This is a genomic window from Kitasatospora sp. NPDC043950, assembly GCF_056435345.1.
Map to the genome: position 1 here is coordinate 71,187 of NZ_JBWKER010000012.1, position 12,841 is coordinate 84,027.

The 12,841-nt window shown below is 74.4% G+C and carries 12 protein-coding genes; 4 read left to right on the top strand and 8 right to left on the bottom strand.

Translation table 11 applies throughout. The features are described 5' to 3' along the window. Positions 1-33: 33 nt before the first annotated feature. From AC07BF_RS10905 to AC07BF_RS10920, 4 genes are all read right to left on the bottom strand, one after another. Complete coding sequence (locus tag AC07BF_RS10905) at positions 34-1,227, bottom strand: LacI family DNA-binding transcriptional regulator (RefSeq protein ID WP_478333276.1); 1,194 nt, start codon at positions 1,225-1,227, stop codon at positions 34-36. A 29-nt stretch (positions 1,228-1,256) separates the two neighbouring features. Next, positions 1,257-1,601 (bottom strand): DUF4229 domain-containing protein, encoded by a 345-nt coding sequence (locus AC07BF_RS10910; RefSeq protein ID WP_063348160.1) that lies wholly within the window; start codon positions 1,599-1,601, stop codon positions 1,257-1,259. 121 nt (positions 1,602-1,722) lie between these two features. Next, a complete protein-coding gene (locus AC07BF_RS10915) occupies positions 1,723-2,250 on the bottom strand; it encodes an N-acetyltransferase family protein (RefSeq protein ID WP_478333277.1) in 528 nt (175 codons plus the stop codon). A 71-nt stretch (positions 2,251-2,321) separates the two neighbouring features. Beyond that, entirely contained in the window at positions 2,322-3,656 is a 1,335-nt protein-coding gene (locus tag AC07BF_RS10920; protein ID WP_478333278.1) for an MFS transporter, read from the bottom strand. A 192-nt stretch (positions 3,657-3,848) separates the two neighbouring features. Here AC07BF_RS10920 and AC07BF_RS10925 point away from each other — a divergent pair, with 192 nt between their 5' ends. After that, positions 3,849-4,820, top strand: coding sequence for a GlxA family transcriptional regulator (locus AC07BF_RS10925; protein ID WP_400988799.1), 972 nt, complete (start codon positions 3,849-3,851; stop codon positions 4,818-4,820). Positions 4,821-5,304: 484 nt separating this feature from the next. On the opposite strand, the gene AC07BF_RS10930 is transcribed toward AC07BF_RS10925, so the two are convergent. Further along, the gene (locus tag AC07BF_RS10930; RefSeq protein WP_063348164.1) at positions 5,305-5,778 is read right to left on the bottom strand and encodes an ATP-binding protein; all 474 of its coding nucleotides are present in this window, start codon (positions 5,776-5,778) and stop codon (positions 5,305-5,307) included. A 606-nt stretch (positions 5,779-6,384) separates the two neighbouring features. On the opposite strand from AC07BF_RS10930, the gene AC07BF_RS10935 reads away from it, so the two are divergent. Further along, the gene (locus tag AC07BF_RS10935) at positions 6,385-7,044 is read left to right on the top strand and encodes a sigma-70 family RNA polymerase sigma factor (protein WP_400988801.1); all 660 of its coding nucleotides are present in this window, start codon (positions 6,385-6,387) and stop codon (positions 7,042-7,044) included. Continuing rightward, positions 7,041-8,288 (top strand): zf-HC2 domain-containing protein, encoded by a 1,248-nt coding sequence (locus AC07BF_RS10940; RefSeq protein ID WP_363585013.1) that lies wholly within the window; start codon positions 7,041-7,043, stop codon positions 8,286-8,288. The genes AC07BF_RS10935 and AC07BF_RS10940 overlap by 4 nt, the downstream gene beginning before the upstream one ends. Before the next feature lie 58 nt (positions 8,289-8,346). Here AC07BF_RS10940 and purU read toward each other — a convergent pair whose 3' ends face one another. Together purU and AC07BF_RS10950 are read right to left on the bottom strand one after the other, a co-directional pair. Then, positions 8,347-9,213 carry a formyltetrahydrofolate deformylase gene (gene purU / locus AC07BF_RS10945; RefSeq protein ID WP_371517487.1) on the bottom strand — a complete coding sequence of 289 codons (867 nt, stop codon included), beginning with the start codon at positions 9,211-9,213 and terminating at the stop codon, positions 8,347-8,349. Positions 9,214-9,376: 163 nt separating this feature from the next. Continuing rightward, the gene (locus AC07BF_RS10950; protein ID WP_107452888.1) at positions 9,377-9,811 is read right to left on the bottom strand and encodes an SCO4402 family protein; all 435 of its coding nucleotides are present in this window, start codon (positions 9,809-9,811) and stop codon (positions 9,377-9,379) included. 255 nt (positions 9,812-10,066) lie between these two features. On the opposite strand from AC07BF_RS10950, the gene AC07BF_RS10955 reads away from it, so the two are divergent. Beyond that, positions 10,067-11,365, top strand: a complete 1,299-nt coding sequence (locus AC07BF_RS10955) for an ABC transporter substrate-binding protein (RefSeq protein ID WP_363632123.1) — start codon at positions 10,067-10,069, stop codon at positions 11,363-11,365. A 106-nt stretch (positions 11,366-11,471) separates the two neighbouring features. Here AC07BF_RS10955 and AC07BF_RS10960 read toward each other — a convergent pair whose 3' ends face one another. Then, positions 11,472-12,713: a hypothetical protein gene (locus AC07BF_RS10960; protein WP_478333279.1), complete on the bottom strand. Its 1,242-nt coding sequence runs from the start codon at positions 12,711-12,713 to the stop codon at positions 11,472-11,474. Between the last annotated feature and the right edge of the window lie 128 nt (positions 12,714-12,841).

Here is a 12,841-nt window from a genome sequence, read left to right on the forward strand (position 1 = left end):
CGGGCGCGGTCTTTCGTCCTCCCCTGCTCCTGCCTACGGCTTCGCGCCCCGCCCCGGCGCGCCGGCCGCCGGCGCGGTGGAGGAGCGCAGCACCAGCGAGGTGGCCAGCGGCGGGACGGGCGCCGCCCGCTCGCCGCGCAGCAGGCCCGCCAGCGCCGCCGCGCCGACCCGGCCCAGCTCCTCGCCGGGCAGGTCGACGGTGGTCAGCGGCGGGGCCAGCAGCGCGGCCACCGCGACGTTGTCCATGCCGACCACCGACAGGTCGGCCGGCACCCTCAGCCCCAGCTCGGCGGCGGCCTGGTACACCCCGGAGGCGACCACGTCGTCGTCGCAGATCACCGCGCGCGGACGGTCCGGGCGCTCCAGCAGGCGGTGCGCCACGCTCCGCGCGGCCGGCTGGCCCTCGTTCAGGCTCACGCCCAACTCCACGACCTCCAGGTCGAGTTCGGCGGCGACCTGCTCGAACGCGGCCTGCCGCACCCGGAACGTGTACGCGGAGTGGGTGGAGCGCAGCCGCCCGATCCGGCGGTGGCCGAGCCCGGCCAGGTGCTCGACGGCGGCGCGCATCCCGCCCGCCACGTCGAGTTCGACGGTCGGCCGGGCCCGGTCGGTGCCCGGGTCGGCGTCGAGGAAGACGACGGGGGTGTCGGCGGGCAGCTCGCCGAGCTGGCTGTCGTCCGGGGAGCAGATCAGCAGGCCGTCGAAGCGGCTGGTGGTGGCGGCCTCCGCGAGGGTGGCGCTCCCCCAGCCGGAGCTGACCACGACCGCCAGGCCGTGCCGGCCGGCCTCCTCGTGGACGCCCTCCAGCACCCGGCCGAAGAACGGGCCGAGGATGTTCGGCACCGCCAGGAGGATCATCCCGCTACGGCCGAGCCGCAGCTGCCGGCCGGCCGCCTGCGGGCGGTAGCCGAGGCTGCGGGCGGCCTCCCTGACCCGCTCCCGGGTGGCGTCGGAGACCCGGCGGCCGGCCTCGGCACCGGAGAAGACCAGCGAGACGGTGGCCTGGGAGACCCCGGCGAGCCTGGCCACGTCCCGGCCGGTGGGCCGGCGCACCGGGGCCGGCCAGGTCCCGGCCTCCCCCTCGACGGACGGCCCGAGCGACGCGGCCGACCCGAGCGACGCGGACGGCCCGGACGGCGGGTCGGCCGGTCCGGGCTCGGAAGCCGCAGAAGCGGAAGCGGGGTCGGGGTCGGAAGCGGAGGCGTCCGAGGCGGCGGAGTCGGGCACGGCGGCTGCGGCTACGGGTCCGGCCGGGGTCAGCTCTGCCGGACGGCGGCCGTCCGGGCCGCCTCGTCGACGGCGTCCTCCTCGGCGTTCTGCGCGGCGATCCGCTCGGCGGTACGGCTGCGCAGGCCGGAGACCTTGGTGGTGATCTGGGCGGACATGTCGTCGCGCTGACGGCTCAGCAGCACGTAGCTGAGCGGCGCGGACGCGATCGCGGCCAGCAGGAACAGGAAGATCACTCCGGCCTGGCCGCTGACCGGGATGATCTTGAAGTGCCCGAGCAGCAGGGCGACCAGCAGGCAGCCGAGGAAGATGCTGACCCGCAGGGAGGTGTAGCGGAGCGTGGCGTGCGACTTCTCCTGGCCGGTGCTGCTCACGGGACACATCCTTTTCACTGGTCTGGGCGGGGGCCGGTCTCCCAGTGAAGCATGCCTGACGGGCGGCGCGGGGAAGGGGGCGCCCGTCCCCCCGCCCGCCGCCGCCCGGCCGTCCTGCGGATCAGCGCAGGTCGAGCCACATGGTGATCTCGTCGCGGTCGTCCCCGGGGGCGACCCGGACCGCGGCCGGCACCCGGCCGACCTCCCGGTAGCCGCAGCGGGTGTAGAAACGCTCCAGGCCCTGGCCGCCGCGCGCGGTCAGCCGCAGGCTCTCCAGGTCCCACTCCCGGGCTATTCGCTCGGCCTCGGCGAGCAGCCGGACGCCGAAGCCGCGGCCCTGGCAGTCGGGGTGCACCATGACCCGCTTGAGCATCCGCCAGTGCTCCATCAGGCCGAACCGCATCGACTCGAAGAAGAGGACACCGACGAGCCGGCCGGTGTCACTCTCGTGGGCGACCAGCAGCCGGTCCGGGCCGTCCGGCGCGACCCCGGCGAACTGGTGGTCGGCGGTGTCCCAGACCTCGTCCTCCGTCACCGGCGCCACGAAGCCGACCGCGCCGCCGGCGTTGGTGACGTCGGCCCACAGCCGGACGACGGCGGTGCGCAGGTCCGGGTCGAGCTTCGGGTCCAGGGTGAAGATGAGCGCCATGGCTGCGGAGCCTAGCTCTCCGGTCCGACAGGCCCCCGACCCGCCTTGGGAGCCCACCCTGGGAGCCCGCCCTACGGGAGGGCCGGGACGACGGGGCGGTCCGGCCGGCTGGTGCGCAGCGCCAGGCAGAGCCCGACGGCGACCACGCACAGGGCGCCGGCGCCGTACCAGGTGAGGTCGTAGTTCCCGAGCGCGTCGCGGGCCAGGCCCGCCAGCCCGGCGACGACGGCCGCACCGATCTGGTGGCTGGCCAGCACCCAGCCGAAGACGATCGGGGCGTCCCCGCCGAAGTGCCGGCGGCACAGCGCGACGGTCGGCGGCACGGTGGCCACCCAGTCCAGGCCGTAGAAGATGACGAAGGCCAGGATCGGCGGTTCCAGCGAGCCTGCGAGCAGCTGCGGCAGCAGGAGCAGCGAGATCCCGCGCAGCCCGTAGTAGGTGACCAGCAGGATCCGGGAGTCGACCCGGTCGGTGAGCCAGCCGCTGAAGATGGTGCCGATCACGTCGAAGACGCCGATCAGGGCGAGCAGGCCGGCCGCGGTGGTCACCGGCATGCCGTGGTCGTGGGCGGCCGGGATGAAGTGGGTGCCGACCAGGCCGGCGGTGGTGGCGCCGCAGATCGCGAAGGAGCCGGACAGCAGCCAGAACGCCCGGCTCCGGGCGGCGTCCCGCAGCACCCGCAGCGAGCGGGTCAGGGCGCGGCCGTCGGCGGCGGGCGCCGGGGGCTCCTCGGTCGCTCCGTACGGGAGCAGGCCGAGGTCGGCGGGCCGCTCGCGCATCAGCAGCAGGACGGGGACGGCGACCGCGCTGGCCGCGAGCGAGACCACGATCACCGCCGAGCGCCAGCCGTGGTGCTCGACCAGCCAGGCGCCGACCGGCAGGAAGACCAGGTTTCCCGCTGCCCCGGCGGCCGTCAGCACGCCGGTGACCAGGCCCTGGCGCGCCTGGAACCAGCGGCCGGTGATGGTGGTGGCGAAGGCGCCGGCCATCGAGCCGCTGCCCAGGCCCACCAGCACGCCCCAGCAGAGCACCAGTTGCCAGGGCTCGCGCATCAGCATGGTGAGCCCGGAACCGACCGAGATGGTCAGCAGCGCGCAGACCACCACCAGGCGCACGCCGAAACGGTCCATCAGGGCGGCGGCGAAGGGGGCGGTGAGGCCGTAGAGGGTCAGGTTGACGGAGGTGGCGCTGGATATCGTCCCGAGCGACCAGCCGAACTCGTTGTGCAGGGCGTCCATCATCAGGCTGGGCGTGGACCGGAAGCCGGCCGAGCCGAGCAGGACCAGCAGCGAGACACCGGCCACCACCCAGGCGTAGTGCACCCGGAAGCGGGCCGGGCGGGCCGGGCGGACGGGTCCTTCGGGGGCGGGCGCGGGGGCGGGGGCGAAGGCGTTGCGTTCGGTCACGCGGACGAGTGTCCCGAAGCGGCGCGGCCGCGACGAGTGGCCTGAATGACAGCTTTCGCAAGAATCGGGCCACGGTCCCGGCGTACCCTGGCCCGAACCGGCCGGACTGGCCCGAACCGGCCGACCGAACCGACTCAACCCGCCGACCCGACCCGACCGGCCCGGGCGGCCGCACCACCGAAGGGGAACGGCATGGCCCACCTGGTCGCGGTACTCGCCCTCGACGGCGTGATCGCCTTCGAACTCGGCATCCCCGCCCGCATCTTCGGCGGCGCCGAGGACCCGGCCGGACGGCCGCTCTACGAGATCGCCACCTGCACGCTGGACGGCCGGCCGGTCGCCACCAGCGCGGACTTCCGGATCAGCGTCGACCACGGGCCGGAACTGCTGGAGCGGGCCGACACGGTGGTGATCCCGGCCTCCGCCGACGCGAGCACGGCCACCGTCGACACCGCCTTCACCCCCGAACTGGCCGCCGCACTGCGCCGGATCCGGCCCGGCACCCGGCTGATGTCGATCTGCACCGGCTCCTTCCTGCTGGCCGCCGCCGGACTGCTGGACGGCCGCCCGGCCACCACCCACTGGCGCTACACCCGGCGCTTCGCCGAGCTGTACCCGAAGGTGCGGCTGGACCCGGACGTGCTCTACACCGACGACGGCGACCTCCTCACCTCCGGCGGGGTGGCCGCCGGGGTGGACCTGTGCCTGCACGTGGTCCGCCGCGACCACGGCAGCGCGGTGGCCAACGCGGTGGCCCGCAGCTGCCTGGTGCCGCCGTGGCGCGAGGGCGGCCAGAAGCAGTACGTCGAGGCCCCGAGCCCGGTGGACTCCACCGGCCACGGCACCGCCGCCGTACGCGCGTGGGCACTGGAACACCTGGACCAGCCGCTGGCGCTGCGCCGACTCGCCGACCGGGCGGGCATGAGCGTGCGGACCTTCACCCGGCGCTTCCGCGAGGAGACCGGCGCCAGCCCCGGGAAGTGGCTCACCGTGCAGCGCACCGAGCGGGCCCGGCAGCTGCTGGAGCGCACCGACCTGACGATCGACCAAGTCGCCCGGGAGTCCGGTTTCGGCACCGCCGCCTCGCTCCGGCTGCAACTGCGCGACCGGCTGGACGTCGCCCCGAGCGCCTACCGGCGTACCTTCCGCACCGTCCCCGGGTGACCCCGGGTGACCGTGGACGGCTCCGAACCGCCCCGGACGACTCCGGACGACTCCGGACGATCCACGACCGGACGGCTCTCGGCCGAGTGGCCGGAAAGCGACGCCGGATGACGGCGGGTCGGATGGCGGCCGGCCGCGTGCACCCCGAGCACGGCGCGGCCGGCCACCATCCAATCGCGACGCACGGGCCCTGAACCCGCGCCGCGCCCTCCGCACTCGCCAAGGAGCGCCCGCGACCGGCGATCCACGGCCCCCCTGCTGGCGTGGTCCCCCTGGACAACAGCACCGCGGCGGCGTTCGGGCGTCCCCTCGGCGTCCCCTCACTGACGGAGAGCCGCACCCAAGCGTGATCAGTCGGATACGTCACGTCAATGGGTAGTCCGAAATTCGGAATGGTTGCGTCAACTTTCGGCCGGTGATCTCCGCCGGCGATCACCGGCGGGATCGGCAGCGAACCGAGCGGGCCCCGGGGCTGCCGCTGCCGCTACTGCGCCAGCGCCGCCCAGTCCACGCCCGCCAGCGGGTCCGCCGGCCGGGCGTCCGCACCGATCTCGCACCACACCCGCTTGCCCGAGCCGTCCGGGAACCAGCCCCAGCGCTCGCAGAGCAGCTCGACCAGCTCCAGGCCGCGCCCGTTGGTGGCGTTCTCGTCCGCCCCGGCGTGCCGCGGGGCGGGGGCCGTCCGGCTCGCGTCGGCGACCTCCACCCGCAGCGGGCCGGCCGGCTCGCCGCCCGCCTGGTCCTCCTCCACCGGCAGACAGAGCCGCAGCACCGCCGGACACCCGGTGTGCACCACGGCGTTGGTCACCAGCTCGGAGACCACCAGCACCACCGTCTCGGCGACCGGCGCGTCCGGGTCCACCCCGTGGTTCAGCAGCCGCGAGCGCACCCACCGACGGGCCCGGCCGACCTCGGCGGGGTCCGCCTGCACCGCCAGCTGTACCTGAAGAACCTGCACCGCTCCACCACCCGCACTCGCAGTTCGGCCATCGTCCCGATCGGGCCGGATCGTCCAGCCGGCGAACCCTCGCACATCGCCCGGTGCCACCCGGGCCCTTGGCCGGGCCAACTCGGCCGGGCCAACTCGTCCGTCGCGCACTGGCCGCGACTCGATTACGCCTCAGGATGAGTGGGCGGACGGACCTCGGCAAGCGCTTCGGGCATATTCCAGCGATCGGGGGACAGCGCAGTGCATACTGTCCCGTTCACTCTCGCGAGCCTCGTACCGGCACTCGTCCGGCCCGGGCCGACCCGCCGGTCCCGCAGTGGCGAACCTACCTCCGGACGCCCCGCGCACCCGGCCCGCCACTCGCGAACCACCCGTGCGACATATGTCCAACGGCCTTCGAACAGTGGCCTCCAAGGACCGCCCCGCGCCCGGGCCGCCGATCCGAGCGACGACCGGGCGACGACCGGGCGACGACCCGGTTGGCGATCCGGCTGGCGACCCGGGCGACGATCCGCGGGCCCGGGTTCCGTTCTTCGGGGAATGCTCCCGCCGCCGACCGGCCGCAAGATACCGTTGGGTACGCCAGCGAAACCCGGGCAGGAGGGTTGGTTCCCGATGGCCACCCCCGACCGCGCGCCGCGTTGGGACGAGCAGCTCCAACGCCGCCTCGCCCGCGGCGAGGAGACCGCGCTCGGCGAGATCTACGACCAGCTCGCGCCGATGGTGCACGGACTGGCCGGGCGGATACTCGCCGACCAGGCCGCCGCCGCCCAGCTCACCCGGGAGATATTCGCCCAGGTCTGGGAGCACCCCGAGGACTTCGACCCCGCCCAGGGCTCGCTGCGCTCCTGGCTCGGCGCGCTCACCCACCGCCGCGCGGTCGACCGGCTGCGGGCGCGGCGGGCCGCCGAGCGGGTACCGGGCGGCCCGGGCAGCGGGCTTGACGGACCGGGAGGCAGCGAGGGCGCGGCCGAGGCGGAGATCCGCGCCGTGGCCACCGCCGCGCGCATGCAGTACGTGGTGGACTCCCTGCCCCAACCCCTGCGTGAGACCATCGCGGTGACGTACTACGACGGCCGCACCTACCAGGAGACGGCCCGGCTGCTCGGCATCAGCGAGCAGGCCGCCAAGCAGCGGATGCGGCTCGGCCTGGAACTGCTGGCCACCGAACTGGCCGAGGAGCGCGCCCGCCACGACGAACGGCACGGCCGCGAGGACGGCCGGGAAGACACGGACGACGCGGGCGACGGGGACGACGGGGACAGGGGCGCATGAGCGAGCGGAGCGAGCCCACCACCGAGGAGCAGCACGACGCCCTGCGCTCGCTGCTCGGCGCCTGGGCCCTCGGCGCCTGCCCGAGCCATGACGCCGCCGAGCTGGAGCGGCACCTGCGCACCTGCCCGGAGTGCGCCGAGGAGGCCGCCCGGCTGCGCGAGGCGGCGGGCTGGCTCGCCCTGGACGAGCCGCTCGACCAGCCCAACTCGCTGCGCCAGCAGGTGCTCGACTGGTGCCTGGCCCGCCGCCCGGCCGAACTGCCCGTCCCCGCCTGGGGCATGCCGTACACCGCGGAGACGGCCAAGCTCGACGCGCTGCTACGCGACCTCGGCCCGGAGGAGTGGCAGGAGGTGGCCGACCTGCCGTGGCACGGCGGCACCGGGCGGCTGCGCCCGGCCGAGGTGCTGTGCCACCTCGCCGCCGTGGACGGCTATCTGGCGCTCGCCCTCGGCCTGCCCGACCCGGTGCCGGCCGGCCCGGGCGCCGCACCGGCCCCGGCCGCCCGGCGGGTGCCGCCGCAGGAGCCGGCCGCGCGGCCGCCGGCGCTCCGGATCCCGCCCCTGCTCCCGCCCCGGGTCCCGCCGCAGGGCGGGCCGTACGCCGGGATCGCCGAGCGCACCGCCCGGCTGGTCGCCGACCAGGCCGGCCTCCCGCCGCAGTCGGTGCGGGAGCGGTGGCGGCGGCAGACCCACGACCTGGTGCGCACCGCCGCGCTCGCCCCGCAGGGCAACACCCCCGTCGACTACGGCTTCGCCGTGCTGCCGCTGCGCGACGCCTTCGTGGACCGCGCCTTCGAGTGCTACGTGCACGGCGAGGACGTGGCCCGCGCGGTCGCCTACCCGTACGACCCGCCGGCGCCCCAGCACCTGCGGCAGATGGTGGACCTGGCGGTCCGGATGGTCCCGCGGGCACTGGCCGACCTGCGTGCCGCCCGCGCCACCCGTCCCGAGCCCGCCGGGGCGCCGACCCTCCCGCCCGTGGCGGACCAGGGTCAGGGCCGGGGCCGGCGGCTGCGGCTGGTGATCGACGGCCCGGCGGCCGGCGAGTGGCTGATACCGCTGGACGGACCGGAGTCGGGGCCGTCCGGCGGCGAACCGGTGGCCTCGATGGTGCTGGACGGCCTGGAGCTCTGCCACTTGGCCGCCGCGCACCGCGATCCGGACCGGCTGCCGGTCGGCGAGCACGGCGACCGGGCCGCGATCCGCGAGGTGCTGCACGCCCTGCCGCTGCTGTCGCGGCCGTAAGCGGCCACAGCCGCCGCAACGGCGGCAACCACACCGGCCGCCGACCGCCCCGGCCTCGCTACGCGAAGACCACCGTGCGGGTGCCGTTCAGCAGCACCCGGTGCTCGCTGTGCCACTTCACCGCACGGGCCAGCGCCTGGCACTCGACGTCCCGGCCGAGCGCGACCAGCTGGTCCGGGGTGACGTCGTGGGTCACCCGGGCCACCTCCTGCTCGATGATCGGGCCCTCGTCGAGGTCGGCGGTGACGTAGTGCGCGGTGGCGCCGATCAGCTTCACGCCCCGGGCGTGCGCCTGGTGGTAGGGCTTGGCGCCCTTGAAGCTCGGCAGGAAGGAGTGGTGGATATTGATCACCCGGCCGGACAGCGCGGTGCACAGCTGGTCCGAGAGCACCTGCATGTAGCGGGCCAGCACGACCAGCTCGACGTCCTCCTTGGCGACCAGGTCCAGCAGCTGCTGCTCGGCGTCGGCCTTGGTGTCCCGGGTGACCGGGATGTGGTGGAACGGGACGCCGTAGCTCTCGGTCAGGTCGCGCAGGTCGGTGTGGTTGGACACCACCGCGGCGATCTCCACCGGCAGGGCACCGATCCGGGTGCGGTAGAGCAGGTCGTTCAGGCAGTGCCCGAACTTGCTGACCATGAGGACGATCCGCATCCGCTGCTCGGTCGGGTGGATCTGCCAGTCCATCCCGAACGAGGCCCCGATCGCCGCGAAGCTGGCCCGCAGCTTGTCGGCGGTGACCGGCTCGGCGGCGGAGAAGTGCACCCGCATGAAGAACAGCCCGCTGTCCCCGTCGCCGAACTGCTGGCTGTCGATGATGTTGCAGCCGGTCATGAAGAGGTAGCTGGAGACGGCGTGGACGATGCCCTGCTTGTCGGGGCAGGACAGCGTGAGGACGTACTGGGCGCTGGCCGGCTGCTGGTCCACTGGGGGTATCCCGTCCTGAGGTCGTGGCGTTCGTGGGTGGTCCAGCGTGTCACATCCTGGACAGCCGCCGCCCCGCTGCCCGTACTGCGGGACGGCACTGCTCAGCGGCCCGACCGGATACCCGGCCGGCGGCCCCGCCGTCGGCCCGGGCTCAGACCCGGGCTCAGACTCGGGTGAGGATGCGCAGCACGTCCAGCGACTTGGGCGCCGCGTCCGGGTCGTCCCCGTCGTTCACCGCCAGCGCGACGTGCGCCTCGCGCGCGGCCCGGACCGCCTCCGGCCAGCCGGGGTGGCCGAAGTAGGCGGAGGCGTGGGCGTCCGCGCCGACCTCGTGCAGCAGCTGGACCACCCGCAGCACCGCGACATCGACCAGGGCGGCCTCGGCGGAGTCGCGGAAGATCGTGCCCACGTACTTCTCGGCCGACCAGTGGTCCAGCCAGGTGTCCTCGACCAGCCGGTAGACGGCGTCGGTCACGTCGCCGTACCCCTCCCGGCCGTTCAGCCAGGTCTCCTGCTGGAAACCGGGGTCGGACAACATGTGCAGCGCCGAGCGCAGTCGGGCTCGCCAGCGCCACCAGGGCAGGTCGTTGAGCGGCATGCCGTTCATCGTGCTGGAGCGGTGGCCCGGACGAGAAGTGTTTCGGGCAGACCGATGCGAAGAATCTGTGCTGGCGGACATGGAGAACGATCGTACGTTCCCTGTCCGTTCGTACTCCACTCCCGATCTACACGCGTACCCCGCCTGATTTCAGCTCCCGTTACCCGGCCGTTCGTACTTCGGCCCTCTCGGCGTGTGGCGCCGGGGCTTGGCTTGCTCCGGTGCGCCGGATGGCGCCCCAGAGAGGGAAGACCGATGACCAGCCGAAGGGACCCGTTCCAGCCCCGGCACCAGTTCGCGCGGCGCCGCCGCCGCCCGATCGCCGCGGCCGCCACCGCCGCGGCCCTGTTCCCCACCCTCTTCTCGGCCTCCGCGTGCGGCGGACCGGCCGATGCCTCCACCAACGGCGGCGACCTCACCGTGATGACCTGGTCCCCGTCCGGCACCGGCTCCGCCGACCGGCCCGGCATGACCGCGCTCGCCGAGGCGATCGGCCGGGACGTCAACCTCAAGGGCGGACTGAACGGCCGCCGGCTTCAGGTGCTCACCTGCAACGAGCACAACACCTCCGAAGGCGCCAAGGCCTGCGCCCAGCGGGCGGTGGACGCCAAGGCGGTCGCCGTGATCGGCTCCTACAGCCAGTACGGCTTCGACTTCATGCCCGTCCTGGAGCGCGCCGGCATCCCCCTGATCGGCGGCTACGGGCTCTCCCAGCCCGAGTTCAGCAGCCCGCTCTCGTACCCGGTGGACGGCGGCATGCCCGCACTGATCGGCGGCAGCGGCCGTCAGCTGGTCGAAGCCGGCTGCAAGGCCGTCGCACTCGTCCGCCCGGACACCCCGTCCGGCGACAACCTGCTCGGCTACCTGGCCAACGCGCTCAAGCCGGCCGGCATCAAGCTGCTCGACGTCAAGGCGCCCGAGCAGTCCACCGACTACACGGCGGTGGCCCGCAAGGCGATCGGCAGGGACGAAGCGGCGAACTGCGTCACCAGCGCCCTCGCCGCCGAGCCGACCGGCAACCTGCTGGACTCCTACCGTCGGCTGAACCCGAGGAACACCCGGTTCGCCTCGGTGATCGGCAGCGTGCAGCAGTCGGTGGTCGACTCCACCGGCGGCGACTCCGGCCCACTGGCCGGCACCTACGTCACCAGCTGGTACCCGCCGGAGTCGGCGAAGGTCTGGGACGGGCTGCGCGCGGTGGTGCGCGCCGACACCACCGGCAGCCACACCATCGACGTCTCCGATCCCGGCGTGCAGACCACCTGGGTCGCGTACGAGGTGTTCCGGCTGGTCGCCGAGAAGGTCGCGGCGTCCGGCCGGCAGGTCACCGAGAAGACCGTCACCGGGCTGCTGGACAGCGGCGAGAGCATCGACGTCGGCCTCACCCCGCCACTGAACTGGGGCACCCCCAACATGCTGCCCAGCACCGAATCCCCGCGGCTGGTGAACACCTGGGTCACCTACCAGGTGGTCAAGGGCGGCCGGATGACCCTCCAGCAGCCGGGCTTCGTGGACATCCGCTGGGTGCTCACCGGGGGCCGCCCGCCGGCGTGACGCCCGGGCGGCGCAGGACGGCCGGTGAAGGACAGCCGACGCAGCACGGACGACAGGGGGACGGACGACGAAGGGGCGGGCCGGCGGGCCCGTTCCCCCGTCCGTCCTACAGGTCGCCGTCGCTGCGGCTGGGCAGGCCGGTCTGGGTGGCGATCGCGTTCCACAGGGTCGAGGCCTGCTTCTTCGCGGTGGTCGCCGTGCCGCTGGCCTGGACGGCGTTCTTGTAGTGCTGGTTGTCCAGCTTCTTGGGGTCACAGGCGCCGGGCGCCTGTGAGTCCCCGGCCCAGGCCGCGTACTCGTCGTCGGCCTGCGCGGAGGCGGTCCACGCCGCATTGAGCTGCTCGACCAGCTGCTGGCCGCCGGGCAGCTTGTCGGCCTTCAGCTGGCCGAGCTTGGTCTGGAGTTCGCGCCGCTTGCCGGCCGCGCCGGTGAGCGCCTGCTGCGACTCGGGCAGCTTGTCGCACTTCTGCACCGCGGCGACCGCGCCGACCACCGCCGAGCGGCTGTCGCTCGCGGTGCCGAGCAGGTCCGACAGCGGCTGCGCCTGGGCCTTGACCGCCGGGTCGACGGTGGTGCCCGAGCTGCTCGCGCTCGCCGTGCCGGGGGTGGCGCTGCCGGTGGCGGCCACCGGGAGGGTCTTCTTGGCGTCGGCGGCGGGGGTGGTGTCGTCCCCGTTCACCAGGACGGCGACCAGGATGCCGGCCACCGCGAAACCGGCCACCACCCCACCGATGATCAGCTTGTTGGACGGGCGGCCGCCCCGGGCGGCCGGAGCCTGCGCGCCCGCCTGGGTGGTGTCGAAGCCCTGCCCGTGGTCCTGGGCGTAGCCCTGCCCGTGCCCGTGGTCCTGCCCGTAGCCCTGGCCGTAGTTCTGCCCGTAGTCCTGACCGTAGTCCTGACCGGGGTAGGCCGGCGCCGGCGGCGGCTGCCCGGCCTGCGAGTAGCCCTGGTAGCCGCCCGGGCCGGGCTGCTGCGGGTAGCCGGCCTGGGACTGGCCCGTGGGGTACCCGCCCGCGTACGGGTCCGCGCCCGGGTACGGCGGGAGGTGCTGCGTCTCCGGCGCCGGCTCGTGCTGCGGGACGCCGTAACCGGGCTGCGGAGCGCCGGCCCACGGGGCGGGCTGGGCCGGCATGGCCTGGGTCGGCCGCGCGTGCCCGCCCTCGCCGAGGTACTCCGGCTGCCCGGACGGCTGCCCCACCGGCGGCACGCCCGTCTGCCCCTGCGGGTGGCCCTGGGGGTGACCCTGCGGCTGGCCCGGCGCGCCGCCCTGGGTCTGGCCGGGCTCGGGGCGGAACAGGTCGTCCAGGTTGAAGTCACCCGAGTTGGGGTACGAGCGGCGCTGGCTCAACGCGATTCCTCACCTGTGCACGACCGCGCGCTGACGGCGGACCACATCTCGTCGGTTCTTGGGGGCATCACAGTTCCTTGGACGTCGCGCCCACGCTACCGGTTCGCCGAACCGGGTGACCACGCGGG

Excerpts from the sequence above, each read along its gene's own strand:
- AC07BF_RS10915 (WP_478333277.1), bottom strand. The coding sequence starts at position 2,250 with ATGGCGCTCATCTTCACCCTGGACCCGAAGCTCGACCCGGACCTGCGC.
- AC07BF_RS10925 (WP_400988799.1), top strand. The coding sequence starts at position 3,849 with ATGGCCCACCTGGTCGCGGTACTCGCCCTCGACGGCGTGATCGCCTTC.
- AC07BF_RS10935 (WP_400988801.1), top strand. The coding sequence starts at position 6,385 with ATGGCCACCCCCGACCGCGCGCCGCGTTGGGACGAGCAGCTCCAACGC.
- AC07BF_RS10940 (WP_363585013.1), top strand. The coding sequence starts at position 7,041 with ATGAGCGAGCGGAGCGAGCCCACCACCGAGGAGCAGCACGACGCCCTG.
- AC07BF_RS10950 (WP_107452888.1), bottom strand. The coding sequence starts at position 9,811 with ATGCCGCTCAACGACCTGCCCTGGTGGCGCTGGCGAGCCCGACTGCGC.
- AC07BF_RS10955 (WP_363632123.1), top strand. The coding sequence starts at position 10,067 with ATGACCAGCCGAAGGGACCCGTTCCAGCCCCGGCACCAGTTCGCGCGG.